Origin of the sequence: Natronohydrobacter thiooxidans, from assembly GCF_001884735.1 — a bacterium.
Lineage (GTDB): Bacteria > Pseudomonadota > Alphaproteobacteria > Rhodobacterales > Rhodobacteraceae > Roseinatronobacter > Roseinatronobacter thiooxidans_A.
In genome coordinates this window covers 36298-53418 of record NZ_MJAP01000033.1, presented here as the reverse complement: position 1 = coordinate 53418, position 17121 = coordinate 36298, and the positions used below count along the sequence as shown (strand labels likewise).

23 protein-coding genes are annotated in these 17121 nt (G+C 64.1%); 7 read left to right on the top strand and 16 right to left on the bottom strand.

The genetic code is table 11. The annotated features are described in order from the left end of the window. Window positions 1-17: 17 nt before the first annotated feature. Window positions 18-1475 (bottom strand): protein adenylyltransferase SelO, encoded by a 1458-nt coding sequence (locus BG457_RS14145; protein ID WP_071797832.1) that lies wholly within the window; start codon window positions 1473-1475, stop codon window positions 18-20. Window positions 1476-1539: 64 nt separating this feature from the next. After that, window positions 1540-1983 carry a peptide-methionine (R)-S-oxide reductase MsrB gene (gene msrB, locus BG457_RS14140; protein ID WP_071797831.1) on the bottom strand — a complete coding sequence of 148 codons (444 nt, stop codon included), beginning with the start codon at window positions 1981-1983 and terminating at the stop codon, window positions 1540-1542. Window positions 1984-2131: 148 nt separating this feature from the next. Here msrB and BG457_RS14135 point away from each other — a divergent pair, with 148 nt between their 5' ends. Further along, window positions 2132-2506: an NADH:ubiquinone oxidoreductase subunit NDUFA12 gene (locus tag BG457_RS14135; RefSeq protein WP_071797830.1), complete on the top strand. Its 375-nt coding sequence runs from the start codon at window positions 2132-2134 to the stop codon at window positions 2504-2506. Between the two features lie 83 nt (window positions 2507-2589). After that, entirely contained in the window at window positions 2590-2979 is a 390-nt protein-coding gene (locus BG457_RS14130; RefSeq protein ID WP_071797829.1) for a DUF2155 domain-containing protein, read from the top strand. Here the strand turns inward: BG457_RS14130 and aat are convergent. Genes aat through ribB form a run of 4 tightly spaced genes read right to left on the bottom strand, consistent with a single transcriptional unit; the run spans window position 2943 to window position 5753 of the window. Beyond that, window positions 2943-3581, bottom strand: a complete 639-nt coding sequence (gene aat, locus BG457_RS14125) for a leucyl/phenylalanyl-tRNA--protein transferase (protein ID WP_071797828.1) — start codon at window positions 3579-3581, stop codon at window positions 2943-2945. The genes BG457_RS14130 and aat overlap by 37 nt on opposite strands. Window positions 3582-3590: 9 nt before the next feature. After that, complete coding sequence (gene nusB / locus BG457_RS14120) at window positions 3591-4082, bottom strand: transcription antitermination factor NusB (protein ID WP_071797827.1); 492 nt, start codon at window positions 4080-4082, stop codon at window positions 3591-3593. Next, the gene (locus BG457_RS14115; protein WP_071797826.1) at window positions 4079-4624 is read right to left on the bottom strand and encodes a 6,7-dimethyl-8-ribityllumazine synthase; all 546 of its coding nucleotides are present in this window, start codon (window positions 4622-4624) and stop codon (window positions 4079-4081) included. Before BG457_RS14115 ends, nusB begins: the two co-directional genes overlap by 4 nt. A 1-nt stretch (window position 4625) precedes the next feature. Then, window positions 4626-5753 (bottom strand): 3,4-dihydroxy-2-butanone-4-phosphate synthase, encoded by a 1128-nt coding sequence (ribB, locus tag BG457_RS14110; protein WP_175546804.1) that lies wholly within the window; start codon window positions 5751-5753, stop codon window positions 4626-4628. A 160-nt stretch (window positions 5754-5913) separates the two neighbouring features. Between ribB and BG457_RS14105 the strand changes: the two genes are divergently transcribed. Together BG457_RS14105 and BG457_RS14100 are read left to right on the top strand one after the other, a co-directional pair. Beyond that, entirely contained in the window at window positions 5914-6513 is a 600-nt protein-coding gene (locus tag BG457_RS14105; protein ID WP_071797824.1) for a holin-associated N-acetylmuramidase, read from the top strand. After that, window positions 6510-7025, top strand: a complete 516-nt coding sequence (locus BG457_RS14100; RefSeq protein WP_071797823.1) for a holin family protein — start codon at window positions 6510-6512, stop codon at window positions 7023-7025. Before BG457_RS14105 ends, BG457_RS14100 begins: the two co-directional genes overlap by 4 nt. A 7-nt stretch (window positions 7026-7032) precedes the next feature. Here the strand turns inward: BG457_RS14100 and BG457_RS14095 are convergent, their stop codons facing one another. The 6 genes from BG457_RS14095 to BG457_RS14070 all read right to left on the bottom strand — a co-directional run bounded on the left by BG457_RS14095 (window position 7033) and on the right by BG457_RS14070 (window position 12065). Then, the gene (locus tag BG457_RS14095) at window positions 7033-7362 is read right to left on the bottom strand and encodes a DUF3775 domain-containing protein (RefSeq protein WP_071797822.1); all 330 of its coding nucleotides are present in this window, start codon (window positions 7360-7362) and stop codon (window positions 7033-7035) included. Window positions 7363-7446: 84 nt separating this feature from the next. Beyond that, on the bottom strand, window positions 7447-8184 hold the full coding sequence (locus BG457_RS14090) for an SDR family NAD(P)-dependent oxidoreductase (RefSeq protein ID WP_071797821.1): 738 nt from the start codon (window positions 8182-8184) through the stop codon (window positions 7447-7449). Beyond that, the gene (locus BG457_RS14085; protein WP_071797820.1) at window positions 8181-8741 is read right to left on the bottom strand and encodes a DUF3833 domain-containing protein; all 561 of its coding nucleotides are present in this window, start codon (window positions 8739-8741) and stop codon (window positions 8181-8183) included. The genes BG457_RS14090 and BG457_RS14085 overlap by 4 nt, the downstream gene beginning before the upstream one ends. A gap of 2 nt (window positions 8742-8743) precedes the next feature. After that, window positions 8744-10000: an MFS transporter gene (locus tag BG457_RS14080; RefSeq protein WP_071797819.1), complete on the bottom strand. Its 1257-nt coding sequence runs from the start codon at window positions 9998-10000 to the stop codon at window positions 8744-8746. Beyond that, window positions 9997-10767, bottom strand: a complete 771-nt coding sequence (locus BG457_RS14075) for a DUF1365 domain-containing protein (RefSeq protein WP_071797818.1) — start codon at window positions 10765-10767, stop codon at window positions 9997-9999. The genes BG457_RS14080 and BG457_RS14075 overlap by 4 nt, the downstream gene beginning before the upstream one ends. Then, window positions 10764-12065, bottom strand: a complete 1302-nt coding sequence (locus BG457_RS14070) for an NAD(P)/FAD-dependent oxidoreductase (RefSeq protein WP_071798007.1) — start codon at window positions 12063-12065, stop codon at window positions 10764-10766. The genes BG457_RS14075 and BG457_RS14070 overlap by 4 nt, the downstream gene beginning before the upstream one ends. A gap of 254 nt (window positions 12066-12319) precedes the next feature. Here BG457_RS14070 and BG457_RS14065 point away from each other — a divergent pair, with 254 nt between their 5' ends. From BG457_RS14065 to BG457_RS14055, 3 genes are all read left to right on the top strand, one after another. Beyond that, a complete protein-coding gene (locus BG457_RS14065; RefSeq protein WP_071797817.1) occupies window positions 12320-12862 on the top strand; it encodes a sigma-70 family RNA polymerase sigma factor in 543 nt (180 codons plus the stop codon). 14 nt (window positions 12863-12876) lie between these two features. Beyond that, entirely contained in the window at window positions 12877-13527 is a 651-nt protein-coding gene (locus tag BG457_RS14060) for a ChrR family anti-sigma-E factor (RefSeq protein ID WP_071797816.1), read from the top strand. A gap of 67 nt (window positions 13528-13594) precedes the next feature. Next, a complete protein-coding gene (locus BG457_RS14055; protein ID WP_071797815.1) occupies window positions 13595-13933 on the top strand; it encodes a carboxymuconolactone decarboxylase family protein in 339 nt (112 codons plus the stop codon). Between the two features lie 155 nt (window positions 13934-14088). Here BG457_RS14055 and BG457_RS14050 read toward each other — a convergent pair whose 3' ends face one another. From BG457_RS14050 to BG457_RS14035, 4 genes are all read right to left on the bottom strand, one after another. Beyond that, window positions 14089-15192 carry a site-specific DNA-methyltransferase gene (locus BG457_RS14050; RefSeq protein WP_071797814.1) on the bottom strand — a complete coding sequence of 368 codons (1104 nt, stop codon included), beginning with the start codon at window positions 15190-15192 and terminating at the stop codon, window positions 14089-14091. 106 nt (window positions 15193-15298) lie between these two features. Then, window positions 15299-15928 carry a ribonuclease HII gene (locus tag BG457_RS14045; protein WP_071797813.1) on the bottom strand — a complete coding sequence of 210 codons (630 nt, stop codon included), beginning with the start codon at window positions 15926-15928 and terminating at the stop codon, window positions 15299-15301. A 76-nt stretch (window positions 15929-16004) separates the two neighbouring features. Then, window positions 16005-16253: a hypothetical protein gene (locus BG457_RS14040; RefSeq protein ID WP_071797812.1), complete on the bottom strand. Its 249-nt coding sequence runs from the start codon at window positions 16251-16253 to the stop codon at window positions 16005-16007. Window positions 16254-16386: 133 nt separating this feature from the next. Beyond that, a complete protein-coding gene (locus BG457_RS14035) occupies window positions 16387-17001 on the bottom strand; it encodes a hypothetical protein (protein WP_071797811.1) in 615 nt (204 codons plus the stop codon). Between the last annotated feature and the right edge of the window lie 120 nt (window positions 17002-17121).

Here is a 17121-nt window from a genome sequence, read left to right as displayed (position 1 = left end):
CCCCGGTCGCCGCCCGGTCATGTCCCGCAAAAGGTCACGATTTTCGGCGCATCCCCGGGGGCGGGGCGGGCATAGTCATCTGCCCCCGAAACCTCGGTGAACGGGGCCTGAACCCGCTCCAGAAGCGCAAGGAAAGGGGCCATATCACCCTGATCCGAGGCGGCGGCTAGCGCCGCTTCGACCAGATGATTGCGCGGGATATAGAGCGGGTTCACCGCATCAAGCTGCGCCACATCCCCAGCCTGCGCCAGAAAGGCCGCGCGATAGTCCCTGAGCCAGTCAGCCAGCGCCTGATCAGGCGCTTGGAAAAGCGCCGCCACAGCGCTGTCATCACCCCCCAAGACCTGCGGCAAAGCGCGGAAAAACGAGGTGAAATCCACCCCCTGCCCGGTCCAGAGCGCGTGCATCGCCTCGATCAGACCGGCATCGGGGTCACGCAACCCCAGTTTGGCCGCGAAAACCCCCAGCCATTCCTCGCGGTAGCGCGCGCGCGTGGCCTCGATCACCTCGCTTGCCCTTGCGATGGCGCGCGTCTCATCCGCATCAATCAGCCCCAGCAAAGCCTCGGCCAGCCGCGCAAGGTTCCACAAGAGGATCGCGGGCTGGTTGCCATAGGCATAGCGGCCCTGATGGTCGATGGAACTGAACACGGTCGCAGGATCATAGCCCTCCATGAAAGCGCAGGGGCCATAATCGATGGTTTCGCCCGAAATCGTCATATTGTCGGTGTTCATCACCCCATGGACAAAGCCCAGCCCCATCCATTGCGCCACCAGCCGCGCCTGACGCGCGCCCACACGCTCCAGAAAGCGTAATGCCGCATCATCGGCCCCGCTCAAATCCGGGTCATGGCGCGCAATCGCGTACTCCAGCAACAGGCGCAACTTGTCGCCCTCGCCGCGCGCCGCGAAGAACTGGAAGGTGCCGACCCGCAGATGGCTGGCGGCCGTGCGCGCCAGCACGGCGCCGGGCTCCAGCCCGTTCTGGCGCAGCACCCGGTCGCCCGTGGTGCAGACCGCCAGCGCGCGGGTGGTGGGCACGCCCAGCGCGTGCATCGCCTCTGAGATCAGGTATTCGCGCAGCACCGGCCCCAGCACGGCCCGGCCGTCGCCGCCGCGTGCAAAGGGCGTGCGGCCAGAGCCTTTCAGATGCAGGTCGTGGCGCTGGCCCTGCGGATCAACAATCTCGCCCAGCAGCAGCGCGCGCCCATCCCCAAGCTGGGGTGAGAAGCCGCCGAACTGATGGCCCGCATAGGCTTGCGCCAGCGGGCGCGCGCTTGCGGGAAGCCCCTGCCCGGTCAGCAACTGCGCACCTGCATCGCCCTGCAACGCCTGCGCATCAAGGCCGAGGCGTTCGGCAAGAGCCGTGTTCAGCAGCAGCACCTGCGGATCGGGCCAGTCCTGACCCTGCCAGGGCAGGTAAAGCCCCTGCAATTCCTCGGCATAGCTGTTTTCAAACCGGATCGCGACCGACATGGCGTGGCTCCTTCATGGCTTTGCCCGGTCAGGATCTAAGCCCTGACCCCGGTGGGGTCCAGCCTCACCCCTCGACCTGATCCAGCCAGTCGCCATAGCCCTCGGCCTCCATATCCTCGCGCGGGATGAAGCGGAGGCTGGCGGAATTGATGCAATAGCGCATCCCGCCCCGGTCCGGCGGCCCGTCGGGAAAAACATGGCCCAGATGGCTGTCGCCATGGCGCGAACGCACCTCGACCCGCACCATCCCATGCGTGGTGTCGGTTTTCTCGACGACATGTTCCGCGATCAGGGGTTTGGTGAAACTCGGCCAGCCACAGCCCGAGTCGTATTTGTCGCCAGAGGCAAAAAGCGGCTCGCCCGAGACGATATCGACATAGATGCCTGCGCGCTTGTTCTCGTTCAACGCGCCGGTCCATGGGCGTTCGGTGCCATTTTCTTGCGTGACATAATACTGGATCGGGTCAAGCGCCGCGATAACCTCGGGACGGCGTTCGAAACGGGACATGACGGATCTCCTGACTACTCTTCTGTGCAGATAGTCGCATTGCATCACTTTTCCATGCAATGTCCCGTAACAGCGGCCCTTGGCTCTGGATTCTGCGCGCGCCTTGCGGCATAACCCCGCCAAGCCTGCTGTCCCGAGGGAGTCCGCGATGAAATTCCTGCTGCGTTTTCTCACATGGTGGAATTTCTCCACCCTGAACACCGCCTTCTTCACCTGGCGCAACGGCGTCAAGGTCGGCGAGGATGTGCAGGGCAATGTCTATTACCGCTCGCGCGACGGCAAGAAGCGCTGGGTGATCTATAATGGCGAATCCGAGGCGAGCCGCATTTCCCCCGACTGGCATGGCTGGCTGCATCACACCTGGAACGAGACGCCCGATGATCGCCCGCTGGCGCGCAAGTCCTGGGAAAAGCCGCATCAGGAGAACCTGACCGGCACGCCGCTCGCCTATGCGCCCGAAGGCTCGATCCGCCGCGTAAACCCTGCCCCGCGCAAGGATTACGAGGCCTGGAGCCCGGAATGAACCTGAACCGGATGATCCGCCTTTTGCTGAAGCTCTTGCGCATTCAGCAGCGCAATCAGCGCCGCAACCGCCGGAAATAGCCGATGCGCAGATTGTTTCTGGCCTGCGCCCTGATCTGCGTGAACGGCCTCGCGGCACTTGCACAGGATGAAGAGGTGCCCACCGCCTCGGACCGTATCGCGAATGCCGATGGTGCCGTGCTGCGCGGGCTGGATCGCGTCGCGGGCACCAGCGAGGATATCACGCTTGCGCGCGGGGGCGAAGCACGGGTCGGCCATCTGGTCGTCATGCTGGAAGAATGCCGCTACCCGGTCGAAAACCCCGCAGGCGAAGCCTATGCCTGGATCGATATTTTCGACACGCGCGCCGATGAGATGATCTTTTCTGGCTGGATGGTCGCTTCCAGCCCGGCGCTGAATGCCCTCGATCACGCGCGCTATGATCTGTGGGTATTGCGCTGCACCACCTCCTGAGGGGTCGGCAACGGGCAGCGGTCAAAGGCCGCATCCGCCCGCAGAGCCTGCTCCAGCAGGGCGCGATACTGCGCGCGCGGGATCTCGATCCCGCCAAGGCTGGCCAGATGATCGGTCAGATATTGCGTATCAAACAGCGTGAAGCCGCAGCCGCGCAGATGCGTGACCAGTGTTGCCAGCGCGATTTTTGATGCATCGCGGCGGCGCGAGAACATGCTTTCGCCGCAAAACACCCCGCCCAGCGCCAGACCATAGACGCCCCCGACCAGCGCCGCGCCGTCCCAGACCTCGATCGAATGGGCATGGCCCTGTGCGTGCAGCAGGTTGAACTGCGCGGCAATCTCGGCATTGATCCAGGTCGAGGGACGATCCGCACAGCCCGCCAGCACGCCCGCGAAATCCTCGTTCAGGCTCAGGCGGAAAGGCGCGGCCAGTATCCGTCGGCGCAGGGATCGTGACAGCCGGAACCCGTCCAGCGGCAGGATCCCGCGCTGCAACGGGTCGAACCAATAGAGCGTATCCTCCCCCGCGCTTTCGGCCATGGGAAACACGCCCTGCCGATAGGCTTGCAGCAAGATCTCGGGCGTCAGAGCAAGCCGCATCGGCCCGGCTCAGAACTCGGCCGCACGGGCCTCGCGCGCCATATGGTCCAGAACCGCATTGACGAAATTCGCCTCGCGGCCTTCGGGAAAGAACGCGCGCGTGATATCGACGAATTGCGAGATGACGACCCGCGCCGGGGTCTCTGCTCCCAGCATCTCGGCGCCCGCTGCACGGAAGAGCGCGCGCAGGGTCGGGTCAATCCGGGCAATCGGCCATTTCGCCACCAGCGCCCGGTCCGTCAACTGGTCAATCGCGGCCTGCCGGTCCACCGTGATCTCGATCAGGCGGCGGAAATGCGCGAGATCGGCCTCGACCCAGGTTTCCTCGGGCGTTTCCACCCCGATGCGATGGGTCTCGAACTGGCGCGTGATCTCGCCGATCGGCACATCCGAGGCTTCCATCTGAAACAGCGCCTGCACCGCGTAGAACCGCGCCGCCGCCTTGCGTTCGCGCCTCTCATCCTGCGTGGGGCGTTTCTTGCGCGGAGGTGTCTCAGTCATGCGATGGGCCCTTTGGTGCTGGCGATCTGGATCTCGTCGCGCTCCGGCAGAAAGCCCACCGAGCGTTTCGCGCCGCCCCAGCGCCGCGACAGCGCGATCAGATGCAATGCCGCCGCTGCAGCCCCGCCGCCCTTGTTCTGGCCCGCCGCTTCGGCACGCACTTCGGCCTGCGTGCGGTTCTCCACGGTCAGGATACCATTGCCGATACAGGCGCCTTGCAAGCCCAATAGCGTGATCGCACGCGAGCTGTCATTGCACACGGTGTCATAATGCGTGGTCTCGCCCCGGATCACGCAGCCAAGTGCCACGAATCCGTCGAAATGCGCCATGCGGAAGGCCTGCCCGATGGCGGTCGGCACTTCCAGCGCGCCGGGCACCTCGATGGTTTCATGCGTGCCCCCGACCTTCTCGATCTCGGCGCGCGCGCCCGCCACAAGCTGATCGGCAATGTCCTTGTAATAGGGCGCGACCACGATCAGGAGTTTCGGCGCCTGTTCAAAGCTCGGCAGGGGAAGCGTGTAATGTGTCTCATTCGCAGCCATCTCATGCCCCTCGTCTTGCAGGGATCTTGCGCGTACCGGTGATCGACAGCCCGTAGCCATCGAGCCCGACAATGCGCGGTGTGCCGGAATTGGTGAGCAGGATCAGATCATGCAATCCCAGCGAGGACAGGATCTGCGCCCCAAGCCCGTATTGCCGCAAGGTTTGCGGCGAGGCATCGGAAGTAGCCATTTTCATATGCGTGTCGCGCAACAGCACGACCACCCCGCGCCCCTCTTCGCCGATCAGATGCATTGCATCGGCGAATTCATCAGACCGGACAGCCCCCGCCGTTCCCACCATGTCCAGCAGCGGGTCAAACGCATGCATCCGCACCATGACCGGCTCCGGGGTCGTGATATCGCCCTTGATCAGCACGACATGTTCGGCGCCCTGCGTCGTGTCGGAATAGACACGCATCGTCCAGTCGCCCCCATAAGCAGAGGTGATCTGGCTCTCGCTCATCACCCGCACCAGATTGTCATGACGACGGCGATAGGCGATCAGGTCGGAAATCGTGCCGATCTTCAGCCCGTGCCGCTGCGCGAACGCCACCAGATCGGGCAGACGCGCCATCGAGCCGTCTTCCTTCATGATCTCGCAGATCACGCCCGACGGGTTCAGCCCTGCCAGCCGTGAAATATCGACCGCCGCTTCGGTATGGCCCGCGCGCACCAGCACGCCGCCGTCGCGCGCGCGCAGCGGAAAGACATGGCCGGGCGTCGCGATATCGGCAGCCCCCTTGCCCGCGTCGATGGCCACGGCAATCGTGCGGGCGCGGTCATGCGCGGAAATCCCGGTCGACACCCCCTCGCGCGCCTCGATCGAGACGGTGAAGGCGGTTTCATGGCGCGAGGAATTGGAAGATGCCATCAACGGCAGGCCAAGCTGGTCGATGCGTTCGCCCGAGAGCGTCAGGCAAATCAGCCCCTTGCCATGCGTGGCCATGAAATTCACCACTTCCGGCGTCGCCATCTGGGCGGGGATCACCAGATCGCCTTCATTCTCGCGATCCTCGTGATCGACCAGAATGAACATGCGGCCCTTGCGGGCTTCCTCGATGATCTCTTCCGTGCCGGAGATGGCATCCCGCCAGTTCTTCTCGACATCGCCGGGCTGTTCGTACTGCATTGCGCGCATCCTTGGTGGTCTGGCTTTCGCACATAGCCCAAAGGGTCCGGCGGGGAAAGGGGGGCAATCGGCGCGGCCGCACCAAGCGCACGCTCTGGTTACGCGATCTTCCGGCCCGCGCGGCACAGTAACGGGCTGTCGCTGCCATGAGGGGTCTGCCATGAAATCCGTCCGCGAGCTTGCCACCGAGATCGTCGCCCGCGAAGGCGGCTTCGTGAATGACCCCGATGATCCGGGCGGGGCCACGAATTTCGGCGTGACCATCCACACATTGCGTCGCCTGCGCCCCGGCCAGCAGATCGGGGTGAATGAGGTGCGCGCACTCACGCGCGAAGATGCCATCGGGATCTATATCGAGCATTATTTCCGCCGCCCGCGGATTGCCGATTTGCCCGAACCGCTCTGGCCCACGGTTTTTGACATGTATGTGAATGCCGGGGCCAATGCCGTGCGTATCCTGCAACGGTTGTTCATAGAGATGGGACTTCAGATCGCCGCTGACGGGGTGATCGGGCCGCAGACGATTGCGGCGGCGCATCGCGCGCAGGAGATGGCGCCTGCACATCTGGTCGATGCCTATGGGATCGCGCGGCGCGACTATTACTACCGCCTCGCCGATCAGCGCCCCGCCAGCCGCAAATTCGCGCGCCGTCGTGACGGGGGCAAGGGTGGCTGGATCACGCGGGCCGAAGAATTCATCTCGCCCCGCTTTCACCTCAGCGATGCCGAGCATCGCGCACGCATAAGGGGCTGGGCATGATCAGATCGGTTTTCGGATTTCTCTTCGGGGGCGCGCGCAATGCAACCGCGCTGGGCCAGACTGTGACCTCGGTCGCGGAAGTGTTCCGCCCCAATGCCACCCGCGCGCTGGAACTGGGCCATGACGCCTATAAGGCCGCCCATGCCAGCCATACGGCCGAGTTTCAATATGGGCGCGGCGGCTGGTTCGACAGTCTGGTGAACGGGCTGAACCGCCTGCCGCGCCCGTTGCTGGCGCTGGGCACTCTGGGGCTGTTTGGCTATGCGATGCATGATCCGGCAGGTTTTGCCCTGCGGATGCAGGCGCTGGCACATGTGCCGGAACCGCTCTGGTGGCTTCTGGGCGCGGTGGTCGCCTTCTATTTCGGCGCGCGCGAGGCGCATCACCTGCGGGTGACGAAACTGCCGCTGCCGCAAGCTGCCGCGCAGCCCGTGGTCGCGCCGGAGGCAGCGCAGGCCGCAGGAGGGGATGACAACCCGGCGCTGGCGGAATGGAAAACCGGCAGATCCTAGCGGCAGATCACGATCCCTGACGCAGGAAATCCTCTTCCTCGCCCGCCACGTCAATGCCAAGCGCATCGAGCCCGTTTTCCAGATTCTCCGGCAGATGCGGCATGCCAAGCAGGTAGTCAGCCGCCGGAATCGTGGCCTCGGTCAGCACGGTGGCCACGGCCTCATCGTAATCCTCGGGCTCGAAGGCACCGCGCCCGATCCAGGCCACGGCGGTCAGGCTGGCCTGTTCATCCTCGTTCAGCCCGTCGATGAAGGCATGGACCTCGGCGCTGGCGGCATGCCCTTCGCGAGCGAGATAGATGATATGGACGATCTTGCGCGGGCTGATTGAGAGCATGACATCCTCCTGACAGCGAAAGTGTCGCGCAAACTCGATTGCGGCGCAACGGGTTTATCGTAAGGTGCGTGGTCACCACGCACCTTACTTCCCCCCGAAAACGCGGAAATAGGCCCGATCCGGCAGAAGATTAGCCCCCCGGAAGAGGAGCGCGAACAGGCCGGGAAAGGCGCGCTGAAATTTCCGCGAGCGCATCAGGCGCAGCATTTCCTCTGCGGCCTGCTCAGGCTCCATCAGGAAGGGCATGGAAAATGTGTTCTTTTCCGTCAGTCGCGTGCGGATGAAGCCCGGATTGGCCAGTTGTACATCCACGCCAGAGCCGCGCAGATCGGCATGCATGGACTCGGCCAGATGCATCAGCCCCGCCTTGCTGGAACCATAGCCGATGGAACCGGGCAAACCGCGATAGCCCGACAGTGAGCCGGTGATGACAATATGTCCCGCCCCCCGCGCGACCATGCCCGGCACGACCTGCCCCAGCACCCGCGCAGCCCCGGTCAGGTTCACATCGAACATCGCCTCGGCCTGATCCGCCTGCCAGTCCCGCGCCGAAAACGGCCAGTAGAGGCCCGCCAGAAACACCAGCCCGTCGATCTCGCCTGCCTCTTGCACTGCCGCCATGACCGAGGCGCGGTCCGCCACATCACAGGCCACACAGCGCGCAGGCCCCGGCAGGGTCGCGGCCAGTTCCTGCAACCGCACCATGTTGCGCGCGCTCAGGATCAGGCGGCAGCCCGCTTTTGACAGCATCAAAGCCAGTGCCCGCCCCAGCCCTTCGGACGCGCCCACCAGCCAATAGGTCTTGCCTGAGAGCGTTCTCATGCATCGATCCGGCGCATCGTCGCCACCAGTTCCGCGACCTTGATGCCGAATTTGCGGAACTGGCTGCGATTGACGATGGTCCGGTCATCGACCAGATACATCCAGTCCGTCACATCCAGCGCATGCCCCCCGGCACTGTCGGGCAGCCGGATCCGGTAGCGCAGATGCAGCGCCGCGCCCTCTTGCTGGCCAATGCCCTCGCCCAGCAGATCCTCGGCCTCGGCCAGAATACGCCCGTCATTGCCCACGCTCAGCCGCCATTCCCGCGCCTGTGTCGTGCCGCTGTCATAGGTGAAATGTTCGGCGAGCACGCCGCGATTGCCCTCCCAACGCCCCTCCATATCCGCCACGAAACGCGATGTGACCCGCCCGAGCGGCCCATAGATCACACCCTCGCACCGGATCGGCCCCGACAGATGCTTGCGGATATCCAGACGCGGTTCCAGCCCCGCGTAATCCTGCGCGCTCTGCGCCTGAAAACCGCGCAACCGCTGTGCAAGCGCCAAAAGGCCAAGGCTCAGGGCCGCGCCCGTCGCGAAGGTCAGAAAACTGCTCACCGTCAAGTCTCCTTCAAAGGGGTCAGCGCCAGAAGCGCGATGGCAATGGCCTTCAGGGCCGAAGGCAGGGCCGCATAGAGCAGGATCAGCGTCTGCAATGCAGCGGGGCTGTTCCCGCCACCTGCGTCAAACCCTGCAATTTCGAGGACGGGAAAGACCATCAGCGCGGCCAGCGCCAGCGTGGCCTTGGTGACAAAGGCCCAAAGGCCGAAGCCCGGTGCCGCCTCGGACGAGAGCCTCGCCATGCGCTGTGCGAAGATCGCGGGCAAGAGCGTCAGATCCGCCCCGATCCCCGCGCCTGAAATCACACAGATCAGCGCGAACATCGCCAGATCGCCGGGGCCAAGAGTGGTGACAAAGGCAAAGCTGAAAGCGGCCACAGCCATACCCCCCAAAAGCGCCGGTTTCGCCCCGATCCGGCGCGCCAGCCGCGACCAGAGCGGGGCCGAGACAGCCGCAGACAGAAACAGCAGGATCAGGAAGGCACCTTCCATCCCTCCGGTCTGCAACACGGCTTCGGCGTAGAACAGAAACAGCGTCGAGGTGATCGCCACCGGCGTCGCATTCACCAGCGCAATGAGCAAGAGCCGCCGCGCTATAGGATCAGCGAAAACCGCGCGCATGGACGACCCATGCGAGGCGGGGGCCGCGTGGAACGCCGACCACTCGCTGCGCATCGCGACCACAGCGAGGGCTGCAATCATCGCAAAACCCAGCGCGAAGCCGGCGAAAGGCGCGGGCATCACTGCCTCCAGCACGACCGGGGCCGCGGCAGCAAGGCACACGCCCATCAGCGCCCCGGCTTCGCGCCAACCCGCAAGGCGCAGATGCCCGCCCTGCCCAAGAGTTTCGCCGCGCGCAACGCCCGTGGCGTATAAGCTGATCGTCAGGAAGGAATAGCAGGAAAACAGCACCGTCAGCGCGACGGCAAACCACAGGAGCGGCGCAAACAGTGGCGGGATGGCAAAAAGCATCACCATCGCCCCGGCCATCAGCGCCGTTGTCCCGGCGACAGCCCGCCCGCGATGGGCCGCCAGCCGCGCCGAGAGCCAGCCCAGCGCCGGATCCTGCACGAAATCAAGCCCGCGCAGCGCGAAAAGGAGCGTTCCAAGCGCGGCCAAGGACACTCCGTAGCGCTCCACATAGACGTAGGGGGCGTGAATATAGATCGGTAGCCCCGCCATCGCGAGCACTGCGCCAAAGAGCGTATAGCCCCAAAGCCGGGGCGCAGGGGTGCTTGTGAAAACCGCCTGTGTCACTGGCTGACCTCTTGCGCGGGTGGCTTGGGACGCGGGCGGAAGGTCGCCCCCCGCCACCAGAGTTTGAGCGCCTGCCAGTGGATCAGCGCCAGGACCCGGCGCGAGCCCATCCGCCCCGCCATCGCCGCCAGGATCGCGCGGTTGGTCAGCGGTTCGCGCGCGCCGGTCAATGTGGCAACCAGCCCGGCATCCGGAGCCTCATGATCCTGCCGGTAAAGGATGCGGATACTCACTTTCTCGGGCGTGATCGCGAAATGAAAACAATACTCGCCATCCACCGGCTGAAACGGCGAAACATGAAAAATCTTCTGCGCGCGCAATTCATCCGCAGGGGAAATCACCGACCGGTCAGGCTTGACGCAGAGATAGGAATGCCGGTCGCCATAGGTGTTGTTCACCTCGGCGATCACCGCGCGCAGCCCGCCCGCGTGGTCATGGCAGAGCCAGAAACTGACCGGGTTGAACAGGTGCCCCAAGACGCGCGGCTGGGTCAGCAACTGCACCGGGCCATTCGTCACGCCCTCAAGCTGATGCGCCGCCAGAACCTCGCGCACCCAGACCGCGCCCCTGCCCCGCCCCGGTGCGCCGCCATGATCACAGTCGCGCAGCGAGGCGATATTGCGCCCGTTGCGCGACATCAGCCACGGGGTCGTGACCGCGGCCTCGGCATCAAAGATCACATAATCCACCCCATAGCTGAAGCGGTTCGCCACTGGCCCGCGCCGCCCGTGAAAGGTCCGGCCTGCGATATGCTCAACCCCGCTCATGCCACCGGCGCCAGCTTGCGCGCCGGGGCTTCCATCGCGCGAACCACGTCGAGCGCGCTGGCGAATCCATCCTCATGGAAGCCATTGCGCATCCATGCGCCGCAGAACCATGTCCGGTTGGCGCCGTTAAAGCCCCGGATCGCGGCCTGAGCCTCCAGCGCGGCCATGTCATAGACCGGGTGATCAAAGCTGTAGCTGTCGTAGATGCAGTCCTCCCGCAGCGGATGGTTCGCGTTCAGCGTCACGAAGATCGGATCATCCTGCGGAATGGATTGCAGCGAATTCATCCAGTAACTCAGCGAAATCCGGTCGCGATCCTGCGGCCCGCGCTCGGTATAGACCCAGCTTGACCAGCATTTGCGCCGCTTCGGCATGACCGCCGCGTCGCAATGCAGGATCGCCTCATTGGGCTGGTATCTCACCGCGCCAAGATATTTCCTCTCGGCCCCGGTCGGATCCGCGAGCAGGCGCAGCGTCACATCCGAATGCGTCGCGAAGATCACCTCATCGAACTGTTCCTCCTCGCCCCCCTGCGCCCTGACCCGGACCCCCATCGGCCCGCGCCGCACCACCTGAACCGGGGTGGCCGCGCGCAGACTGACCCCTGCGCGGGCCAGATAGGTGCTCAGGCGGCTGACATATTCGACCGATCCGCCCGCGACCGTGTACCATTGATGCTGCCCCGCATAGCCCAGCAGCGCATGATTGCGGAAAAACGCCATCAGCGCATGGGCCGGAAAATCAAGGATCTTCGCGGTCGGTGTCGACCAGATCGCGCCGGAAAAGGGCAGCAGATAGCGGTCGCGAAACCACTCCCCGGTCCCCAGCCGCTGCAAAAGCCCGCCGATGGTCAGCGACGGATCAGCCTGCGCCACCGCCAGCCCATGCTTGTTGAAGCGCAGTATATCGCGGATCATGCCCAGATGGCGCGGATCCAGCAGGTTGGCCCGCGTCGCGAAAATCCCGTCCAGCCCTGACAGCGCATATTCATAGCGCCCCCCGTCCATCGACACGCCGAAAGACATGTTCGACTTGGCGACGGGCACATTCAGCTTCTCGAACATCGCCGTCAGATGCGGGTAGTTCACATGGTTGAACACGATGAAGCCGGTATCCACCGGCTGATCCCCGCGCCTTCCGGCCATCACGGTGCGGGCATGACCGCCAAGGCGCGGCGCGGCCTCGAACAGGGTCACTCGGTGGCGACCGGACATCAGATAGGCCGCCGCCAGCCCCGAGATACCCCCGCCGATCACGGCAATCCTGCGGGCGGGGGTATCGATCATTTCAAAGGGCATGCGCGCCGGTCCTTTTCTGTCGCTGGCAAACAGCAGATCTACGTCTTCCGCGGCGCAGCGGATCATTTCGCAACGCAGGCGATGGCGATTTCTTCTCGCGCCCGCAGCAGAATGATCCGATCCGGCGCCCTGCGCGTAATGCTGGCATGTTTGATATGTCTCGCTCGTCTCTCGCGCCTCGACAAGCGGCCTTCCCCGAGGATAAGCTCCTCGCAGGGCAAGATTTCTTGCACCATGAGAAAGGGCAGAGACGCGTGCAGACAAGAAACGGAGCCGAATGGATTGCCCTGCTGAAACAGGTGGCCGAGGCACAGGATACAGAGGCCTTCACCGCGTTGTTTCAACATTTCGCCCCGCGCATCAAAGCCTTTCTGGTGAAATCCGGGGCCGATCCGGCCATGGCCGAAGAGGTTGCGCAGGACGTCATGGTCACAGTCTGGAACAAGGCCGCACAATTCGATCCCTCACGCGCCAGCGTGGCCACCTGGATCTTCACCATCGCGCGCAACCGCCGCATCGACATGCTGCGCCGCGACCGCCGCCCCGAACCCGAGGAACTCTTCTGGGGACCGGAAGAAGAACCCGACCAGCTGCAACTTCTCGCGCTCCAGCAGGAAAGCGACCAGTTGATCGCCGCCATCGCCGATCTGCCCGAAAAGCAACGGGTCATGATCGAGCGGGCCTATTTCAGCGATCTGTCGCATAGCGAAATCGCGGAAGAAACCGGCCTGCCGCTCGGCACCATCAAATCGCGCATCAGACTGGCACTTGAGCGCCTGCGCCACTCCCTGAGTTGAGAAAGACCACGACCATGATCACCCACCACCTGAGCGACAGATTGTTGATGGCCTATTCGGCAGGCAACCTGCCCGAGGCGTTCAATCTGGTGATCGCCAGCCATATCGCGCTCTGCGACGAATGCCGCGCAAGACTGGCGAGTTTCGACGCCATCGGCGGCGCGATGCTGGAGCAGATGCCGGAAACGGGTCAGGCGCTGCCCGACAGCGCGCTTGCGGCCACATTGGCACGGATCAAGACCACGCCTGTCGCTGCAAAACCGGCCCCGCGCCCCGCGCAGAGCAGGGTCTTGCCCGAACCGCTGGCCAGCTATGTCGGCGGCGATATCGACGCAATCCGCTGGCGCGGCATTGGCGGCGGCGTGCGGCAAGCGATCCTGCCGACCTCGAAAGCGGCCACGGCACGGATGCTTTTCATTCCGGCGGGCAAGGCGGTGCCCGATCATGGCCATAACGGGCTGGAAATGACGCTGGTGCTGCAGGGCGCCTTTGCCGATGCAACCGCGCGCTTCGGGCGCGGCGATATCGAGATCGCGGATGAGGATCTGGACCATCAGCCCATCGCGGAACCGGGCGAGGATTGCATCTGTCTGGCCGTGACCGATGCCCCGCTGAAATTCCGCGCGCTCCTGCCCCGGCTTGCCCAGCCTTTCCTGCGGATTTGACGCAGATCAAGGCAGGCGCACGCGGCGCGGTCCAGATCACATGCAAATTCAGGCATGTGAGGACAGAATGGATTACCCCGCCTTCATCTCCGAGACCCGCGCGAAAAGCCGCAACCTTGCGAAACTGGCCCCTGAGGCCATGAAAGGCTTCGGCACACTCTCCATGGCGGTCAAGCAGGAGGGCGCGCTGGGCTATAAGGAAAAGGAATTCGTGGCGCTGGGCATCGCGATTGCGATCCGCTGCGAGCCCTGTATCGCCTTTCATGTCGAAGCGCTGATCAAGGCCGGGGCCAGCCGCGCGGAACTGGGCGATGTTCTGGCCATGGCGATCCAGATGGGCGGCGGGCCTGCGGTAATGTATGCAGGCAAGGCGCTCGATTGCTGGGACCAGTTGTCAGTCGCGTGATCCAGCGGAGCGGCTGGCGCCGCAGGTTTTTTGCATTCGCCCCCTGACGGGGGCGGTTTTGAGTATTTGAAGCAAGAAAATGACAAAAAAACCCCGCCATGAAGGCGGGGTCAGTAGGCATCCCGGCGGGTAACACGGGACACCGGCGGTAAACTTCAGTCGTGCATCTCGGCCCGGATCTGCTGACGCAGCACGTCGATCGGGATCAACTGGCCATCACGTTTGAACTGCCAATAGGTCCAGCCATTGCAGGAAGGTGCATTTTCCAGCGCCGCCCCCACCTGATGGATCGACCCCCGATGCTCGGCCGAGACAAGCGAGCCATCGACCCGCACCTTGGCCGCCATGCCGCGCGGATTGACCAGCATTTCACCGGGGCGCAACAGGCCACGTTCCACAAGCTGACCAAAGGCCACGCGCGGCTGGGCGCGTTTCGACAAGGTGGTTTCCAGCGCCGCCGCATCCAGCCTGCGCACCTGCCCCAGCCGTTTTGCCGCGACCTTGCGATAGCTTTCCTCGCGCTCGATCCCGATATAGTGGCGGCCCAGCATCTTGGCGACCGCCCCGGTCGTGCCGGTGCCGAAGAACGGGTCCAGCACCACATCACCGGGATTGGTCGATCCCACAAGCACCCGGTGCAACAGTGATTCCGGCTTCTGCGTCGGATGCGCCTTCTCGCCCTGATCATCCTTCAGCCGCTCATGGCCCGAACAGATCGGCAGCACCCAGTCCGAGCGCATCTGGATGCCCTCGTTCAACTCCTTGAGCGCTTCATAATTGAAGGTGTATTTCGCGCCTTCCGATTTCGAGGCCCAGATCATCGTCTCATGCGCATTGGTCAGCCGCTTGCCACGGAAATTCGGCATCGGGTTCGACTTGCGCCAGACCACGTCATTCAGAATCCAGAAGCCCTGATCCTGCAAGGTGGCGCCCACGCGGAAAATGTTGTGATACGACCCGATCACCCAGATCGCACCATTGGGTTTGAGCAGCCGCCGCGCCGCCGCCAGCCAGGCACGGGTGAACTGGTCATAGGCCTTGAAACTGTCGAACTGGTCCCAGGCATCATCCACCGCATCAACGCGGCTGTTATCGGGACGGTGCAACTCGCCCTTCAGTTGCAGATTATAGGGCGGATCCGCGAAGATCAGATCGACACTGGCTTCGGGCAATGCATTCATCACCTCGATGCAGTCGCCTGCAAGAATCTCGTCCAGCGGAAGCATCGCCGCCCCCCGCGCCGTTAATGTTACTGTCATGCCTGCCTCAAGCTCTGCGGGTGTGTTCCCGCTTGTTGGGACAAAGATGAGTCAAAGATGATTCGGCGTCAAATTCTATTTGAATCAGGGTTTTAAAATCTTTTCTTCATGTAAGATCTGGACACAAGATTTTGCGTATCGGCGCGAAAGAGCGTCTATGCTCGGGGGTCACGCCCAGATCCGCTATGGCATTTATGTGACGCTTCGTCGGATATCCGGCATTCCCGGCCCAGCCATAGCCGGGGTATCTGCGGTCCAGATCCGCCATGATCCGGTCGCGTGTCACCTTGGCGATGATGCTTGCCGCGGCGATGGACATCACCTTGCCATCGCCCTTGACCACCGCCTGCGCCGGACAGGGCAGATCGCGCGGCAGGCGATTGCCGTCGATCAGCAGCCGGTCCGGCGCGCGGGGCAGCGCCGCGATCGCGCGCATCATCGCCAGATATGTCGCCTGAAGAATGTTGATCGCGTCGATCTCGGCGGGGCTGGCATGGCCGATCCCGACCTCGGCCCGCGCCATGATCTGCGCGAAAAGCGCTTCGCGCGCGGTGGCACTCAGCCGTTTCGAATCCTGCAGCCCCTGCGGCAGATCCCCGGGATTCAGCCGGACCGCTGCCGCCGTGACCGGCCCCGCCAGCGGCCCGCGCCCGGCCTCATCGACCCCGACGATGCAGGACGCGCCAGTCAGGGCAAGCTGGCTCTCATGGCTGAAATCGGGACGCTGCAGGCTCATACAGCCCTTCTGCCACGAAAAACGGCCGGGGCAAGCCCCGACCGCGCAAAAACCGAACGCCTTTCGACACGGATGTTCAGCACTTGTGATAGAGGCCGGTCTTGGGGTTTTCGCAAAGCCGCGCAATGACCTTGTATTCGGGTTTCTTCGGCGCCTTCGCGCCGCCCCCCAGGACGATCCCGAGCATCGCCGCCCCCACCGCGACGGCCAGCCATTCAGATGCTTTCACCTGCGTGGGCGTCGTTACCACAAGCGCCCCGACAAGCGCACAGATACTCAGGCTCGCGGCCCCGCGCGCCGCAAGGCGCGTCAACAATCCAGTCATGTGAAACCTCCTGTTGGCAGCAAGATAGTGCCATCAGCCTACCACAAGCCCGCGATTCGCCGAACTCCGGTTTCGGTCATGCCTGCCGTCGCGCGGGAAACTGGCGCGGAGATCCCCCCGCGCCGGATCAGCGTCACCGACGGCCATGGCCTTCGCTGCGCAGGCATTGCGCTGCATAGACCTTCCCACCGCTGCCGGCCACCAGACAGGTTGAGGGCAGGTTCCTCACACCGGCCTGCTGCAGGCAGGAGGCGGAATATCCGTCATGCCAGCGCCCGCGATACTGATAGCTGGTCGAGCACCAGCCGGGCAGCCCCGGCCCCCGGCCACGCGCATGCGATGGCGGGCCCCGGCGCGGTGACTGTGCTTCCAGACAGCGCGCGCGATAGACGCTGCGCATGCCGCGATTGGTGCGGATGGTTTCATGGCACTGCGCGGGCAGATTGCGCAGCCCGGCGCGATGCATGCATTGCGCGTTATAGACGACAACATGGCGACCACGGATACTCAGGGTCTCGCGGCAATGCTGCGGCAAGCCTCGGGCGGGCGCTGCCTGCGCGCGCCCCTGCGAGCGCGACGCCGAATGCACGATGATCGCCACCGCCGTCGCCCCCAGCAGGAATTTCAGCAACTGGTCATCCGAGGCAGAGGCCGGGGTCGGGGCCGCGCCGATGGCCGCGACGGCCAGTGCGGAAGCCGCAAGCAGGCTGGTCGTCCGCTGCCTGACTTTCGAGAAACAGGAAAGCATGGGACTGGTCCTTTCAAGACAAAGATCATGCCCCAAGCTTCGCCGCGATACGCCCCGACAGGCAATATCGGGGGGCTGCTATCGGATAACATGGGCAAAACACTGCCCCTGATATTGAAT

Coding starts and splice junctions, on each gene's coding strand:
- BG457_RS14090 (WP_071797821.1), bottom strand. CDS start 8,184: ATGAGAACGCTCTCAGGCAAGACCTATTGGCTGGTGGGCGCGTCCGAA.
- aat (WP_071797828.1), bottom strand. CDS start 3,581: ATGCGGCTTGCTCTGACGCCCGAGATCTTGCTGCAAGCCTATCGGCAG.
- BG457_RS14040 (WP_071797812.1), bottom strand. CDS start 16,253: ATGACTGGATTGTTGACGCGCCTTGCGGCGCGCGGGGCCGCGAGCCTG.
- BG457_RS14115 (WP_071797826.1), bottom strand. CDS start 4,624: ATGGCTGCGAATGAGACACATTACACGCTTCCCCTGCCGAGCTTTGAA.
- BG457_RS14055 (WP_071797815.1), top strand. CDS start 13,595: ATGGATTACCCCGCCTTCATCTCCGAGACCCGCGCGAAAAGCCGCAAC.
- ribB (WP_175546804.1), bottom strand. CDS start 5,753: ATGCAGTACGAACAGCCCGGCGATGTCGAGAAGAACTGGCGGGATGCC.
- BG457_RS14145 (WP_071797832.1), bottom strand. CDS start 1,475: ATGTCGGTCGCGATCCGGTTTGAAAACAGCTATGCCGAGGAATTGCAG.
- BG457_RS14045 (WP_071797813.1), bottom strand. CDS start 15,928: ATGAGCCTGCAGCGTCCCGATTTCAGCCATGAGAGCCAGCTTGCCCTG.
- BG457_RS14130 (WP_071797829.1), top strand. CDS start 2,590: ATGCGCAGATTGTTTCTGGCCTGCGCCCTGATCTGCGTGAACGGCCTC.
- BG457_RS14050 (WP_071797814.1), bottom strand. CDS start 15,192: ATGACAGTAACATTAACGGCGCGGGGGGCGGCGATGCTTCCGCTGGAC.
- BG457_RS14135 (WP_071797830.1), top strand. CDS start 2,132: ATGAAATTCCTGCTGCGTTTTCTCACATGGTGGAATTTCTCCACCCTG.
- msrB (WP_071797831.1), bottom strand. CDS start 1,983: ATGTCCCGTTTCGAACGCCGTCCCGAGGTTATCGCGGCGCTTGACCCG.
- BG457_RS14100 (WP_071797823.1), top strand. CDS start 6,510: ATGATCAGATCGGTTTTCGGATTTCTCTTCGGGGGCGCGCGCAATGCA.
- BG457_RS14070 (WP_071798007.1), bottom strand. CDS start 12,065: ATGCCCTTTGAAATGATCGATACCCCCGCCCGCAGGATTGCCGTGATC.
- BG457_RS14075 (WP_071797818.1), bottom strand. CDS start 10,767: ATGAGCGGGGTTGAGCATATCGCAGGCCGGACCTTTCACGGGCGGCGC.
- BG457_RS14060 (WP_071797816.1), top strand. CDS start 12,877: ATGATCACCCACCACCTGAGCGACAGATTGTTGATGGCCTATTCGGCA.
- BG457_RS14095 (WP_071797822.1), bottom strand. CDS start 7,362: ATGCTCTCAATCAGCCCGCGCAAGATCGTCCATATCATCTATCTCGCT.
- BG457_RS14105 (WP_071797824.1), top strand. CDS start 5,914: ATGAAATCCGTCCGCGAGCTTGCCACCGAGATCGTCGCCCGCGAAGGC.
- BG457_RS14035 (WP_071797811.1), bottom strand. CDS start 17,001: ATGCTTTCCTGTTTCTCGAAAGTCAGGCAGCGGACGACCAGCCTGCTT.
- nusB (WP_071797827.1), bottom strand. CDS start 4,082: ATGACTGAGACACCTCCGCGCAAGAAACGCCCCACGCAGGATGAGAGG.